4 protein-coding genes and 1 pseudogene are annotated in these 3,889 nt (G+C 59.7%); 3 read left to right on the plus strand and 2 right to left on the minus strand.

Annotated elements, in window-relative coordinates; translation table 11 throughout:
• A partial coding sequence (locus VJV58_RS02230) for a flavin-dependent oxidoreductase (RefSeq protein ID WP_324135701.1) occupies nucleotides 1-1,161 on the plus strand: 1,161 nt, incomplete at its 5' end.
• Between the two features lie 4 nt (nucleotides 1,162-1,165).
• Here VJV58_RS02230 and VJV58_RS02235 read toward each other — a convergent pair.
• Nucleotides 1,166-1,621: a cupin domain-containing protein gene (locus tag VJV58_RS02235; protein ID WP_324135702.1), complete on the minus strand. Its 456-nt coding sequence runs from the start codon at nucleotides 1,619-1,621 to the stop codon at nucleotides 1,166-1,168.
• A 23-nt stretch (nucleotides 1,622-1,644) separates the two neighbouring features.
• Entirely contained in the window at nucleotides 1,645-2,820 is a 1,176-nt protein-coding gene (locus tag VJV58_RS02240) for an ABC transporter substrate-binding protein (protein ID WP_324135703.1), read from the minus strand.
• 296 nt (nucleotides 2,821-3,116) lie between these two features.
• Here VJV58_RS02240 and VJV58_RS02245 point away from each other — a divergent pair, with 296 nt between their 5' ends.
• Nucleotides 3,117-3,611, plus strand: coding sequence for a MarR family winged helix-turn-helix transcriptional regulator (locus tag VJV58_RS02245; protein ID WP_324135704.1), 495 nt, complete (start codon nucleotides 3,117-3,119; stop codon nucleotides 3,609-3,611).
• A gap of 3 nt (nucleotides 3,612-3,614) precedes the next feature.
• Nucleotides 3,615-3,889 (plus strand): annotated as a pseudogene (locus tag VJV58_RS02250) (alpha/beta hydrolase); the annotation flags it as partial.

Raw genomic sequence — 3,889 nt, forward strand, 5'->3', positions numbered from 1 at the left:
CAGTCGGACACCATCCGCGAACTCGGCGTCGGCATCAATACGCTGCCGCATGCGATCCGCGAACTCGCGGGCCTTGGCCTGCTGGACAGGCTCGATGACGTCGCCATACGAACCGACGTGCTTTACTATCTCAATCGGCACGGCCAGGAGGTGTGGCGCGAATCGCGTGGCATCGATGCCGGGCATGATGTGCCGCAATTCTCGATTCATCGCGGACGCCTGCAGAGCGTGATCCACCGTGCCGTCGAGGAGCGTCTGGGAGCGGAGGCAATCCACACCGGCTGCAGGCTGGGATACTTCAGCCAGGACGAGGGTGGCGTCACGGCATATTTTTTCGACCGCACAGGCAGCCACATCAAAACGGCGCGCGGGGACATCCTGATAGGCGCGGACGGCATCCACTCGCGGGTACGCGAGACGCTGTTTCCGGAGGAAGGGCCGCCCTGCTGGAACGGGCTGATGCTCTGGCGCGGCGCGCGCGATTGGCCGGCGTTCCTAACGGGCCGTTCGATGATCGTGGCGGGCGGCCTTCATGCCAAAGTCGTGGTTTACCCGATCGCCGAAGGATCAAGTCCAGCCAGCCGTCTGACCAACTGGGCGGTGCTGGTCAAAGTCGGCGACAATAATGCAACGCCGCCACGCCGGGAGGATTGGTCGCGACCAGGCAAGCGCGAGGAATTGATGCCGCACGTTGCCCGGTTCTCGGTGCCGTATGTCGACGTGCCCAACCTGATCTCGGCCACGCCCGAATTCTACGAATATCCGACCTGCGATCGCGATCCGCTGCCGTATTGGTCGAACGGTCGCGTTACCCTGCTCGGCGATGCCGCGCATCCGATGTATCCGGTCGGCTCGAACGGCGCCTCGCAGGCGATCCTCGACGCGCGCTGCCTGGCGGATTCGCTGGTGCGCTCCGAACATCCGCGGCAGGCCTTGATCGCCTATGAGCAGAAGCGTTTGCCGATGACAGCGGATATCGTGCGCTCCAACCGGCGTGGTGGCCCGGAAGGCGTCATCGATGCGGTTGAGCAGTTGGCGCCTGATGGCTTCGACGATATCGATAACGTGCTGAGCTACACGCAGCGCGAGGCAATCGTGCGCGGCTATGCGACCAAGGCCGGTTTCGCTGCTGTGCCGGGGCTGGCGGCGGTGCGGGCGTAGAGCCTCACGCGCCCGGCGGTGGCGGCAGGAAGTGAATGTTGTATTCGGCAGCCATCGCGACCACGTCCTCCGGTTTCTGCTCCTTCATATTGTGAATGCCCCAGAAGAGATCGTAGAGCCTACGGGTCGGTGCAACCCAGAACAGCACCTTCGCCGTCTGGTCGGATTTGTTGAAGATTCCGTGGGGAACACCCATGCCTAGCCGGATCAGATCGCCCGGAGTTGCCTGCGCATCCGCGCCGGCCAGCATGAAGTCAAGTCTTCCCTCCAGCATGTAAAGGTATTCATCCTGATCCGGATGGATATGCGGCGGCACGAAGGTGCCGGGTGGGAATGTCGCATGCCAGGAGAAACAATGGTCCGTGCGGTTCTTTGGCACGTAAGTCTGTCCGAGGATATTCCACGAAATTCCCTGCATGCCCTCGTTGGCCCGGGTGATCCCCGTGATCTCGCTGTTCATCGCTTTTGTTTCCTTCCCATTTGTTACTTGCCCGGCGTGCAGTCCTTGGCGTAGCGGTCGGCGTAGTTCTCGAACACCTTTTGGACAATCTCGGTCTGGAATTTTCCGTCAGCCCGCTTTGCGACCTTCGTCAGGTAGAAATCCTGAATCGGATAACCGTTGGTATTGAACTTGAAGTTTCCGCGCAGAGAGGTGAAGTCAGCTTTCTTCAGCGCGGCAATTAGGGCTTCCTTGTTGGTGAGGTCACCCTTCACCGCCTTCACCGCGCTATCGATCAGCATGGCCGCATCGTAAGCCTGGAACGCGTAGGTGCCGGGTACGCTGTTGTAGGTTGCCTCATAGCTGGCGACGAATTTCTTGTTCTGCGGATTGTCGAGATTGGGAGCCCAGTTCGCGCCGCCGAACATGCCGACCGCCGCGTCCTGCTGGGCGGGCAGTGTGGATTCATCGACGGTGAATGCCGAAAGCACCGGAATTTTATCGGCCAACCCAGCCTGCCTGTACTGTTTCACCAGACTGACTCCCATGCCGCCCGGCATGAAGGTAAACAACGCGTCCGGCTTGAGCGATGCGATTTTCGAGAGCTCGACCTGGAAATCCAGTGAACCCAGCGGCATGTAAGTCTCCTCGACGATCTCCCCCTTGTAATCGAGTTTGAAACCGGCGGCGGAATCCTTACCCGCCTGGTAATTCGGAACGAGCAGATAGACGCGCTTGTAGCCGCGGTCCTGAGCGACCTTGCCGAGGATCTCGTGAACCTGATCGTTTTGGTAGGATGTCACATAGAAATAAGGGCTGCAGTTCTTGCCGGCGTAACTGGAAGGGCCGGCGTTCGGGCTGATCAGGATTGTCTTGGAATCTGTCACGGGTTTGTGGATTGCCTGCAGGATGTTCGAGAAGATCGGCCCGACGACAAAATCGACCTTGTCGCGCTCTAAAAGGCCCTTGACCTTCGTCACGGCGGCGTCTGGTTTTAATTCGTCATCGACCGCCACCACCTCGACATCCCTGCCGGCCATCTTGCCGCCGAGGTCCTTTACCGCGAGCATAAAGCCGTCGCGAGCCTGCTGTCCGAGTACGGCCGCCGGACCAGAGAGCGTGACGATCACGCCGATCTTGAGTTTTTCCTGCGCGATAGCGTGACCCGAAAACATGCTCAGCACGACCGCCAGGCCGGCCAGGTTCAGGTGCTGCTTCATCAGTTTTTCCTCGCTACGGCCAACGGAAATCCGGGCTTCAAAGCTTAGCTTATTCTGATGATGGCCACCGCCGCAAGCGAAGCTGCAGTGCTGAGTAACCGACGCGAGAAGCCGGATATGCAAGCTGCGCGCCAATTACTTGAAACCTAAACAATTTCGAAACCGATCGTCCGCCGTCTCAGCTTTTGACTTGCGGCGCAAGGAAAATTACCTGAAGCTTGAAATAAATGCGCAACCGGGCGCGCTTGGACAGAAGCCGTGCTCTGCTGCGCCGTTGAGGCGGATACGATCGCGTCATGATTCTTGATTCCGAGACCAAGGCAGTCGAGCTCCCGGAAGATCATGGCAACGAACTCAGATTGTGGTTGCGCCTGTTGACTTGCACGACGTTGATCGAGGGCGAGGTGCGCAGCCGGTTGCGCGAGCGGTTCGATGTCACGCTGCCGCGCTTCGATTTGATGGCCCAGCTCGACAAGGCGCCTGATGGCATGACGCTGTCGGACGTGTCGAAGCGCATGATGGTCAGTAATGGCAATGTCACCGGCCTCGTCGAAAGGCTGGTCGAGTCAGGCCACCTCGACCGTCGCACATCCGGCACCGACCGTCGGGTTCAGGTGATACGCCTGACCAAGACCGGCCGCGCCGAGTTTCGCAAAATGGCCGCTGAGCATGAAACCTGGATCGCGGACCTGTTTTCGGATCTCACTCCAAAGGACGTTCGTGAGTTGATGCGGCTGTTGGCCAAGACCAAGCTCTCCGCACGGAAATCCGCGCAGGCGCGAGGGCTGTAGGTCTTGACCGCCGAGGTCGACTACGAAGTCGAATACAACAACCGGGCGCGAGTACCCGAGAATCCCACGATTATGGCGGGTTGGGCGAGGGATGCGGCGGCTTATCGCGAACGCCATGGCCTGCGCCAAATTCGTTACGGCACCAGGACACGAAACAGAATCGATTTTTTTGCCGGCGAAACTGACAAGCCTGTCGTCGTGTTTATTCATGGTGGCTACTGGCAGGCGCTCGACGGCTCGGATTTCAGTCATCTTGCGGCCGGCCTGAACGCCCATGG

It is taken from the genome of Bradyrhizobium sp. (assembly GCF_035273305.1).
Lineage (GTDB): Bacteria > Pseudomonadota > Alphaproteobacteria > Rhizobiales > Xanthobacteraceae > Bradyrhizobium.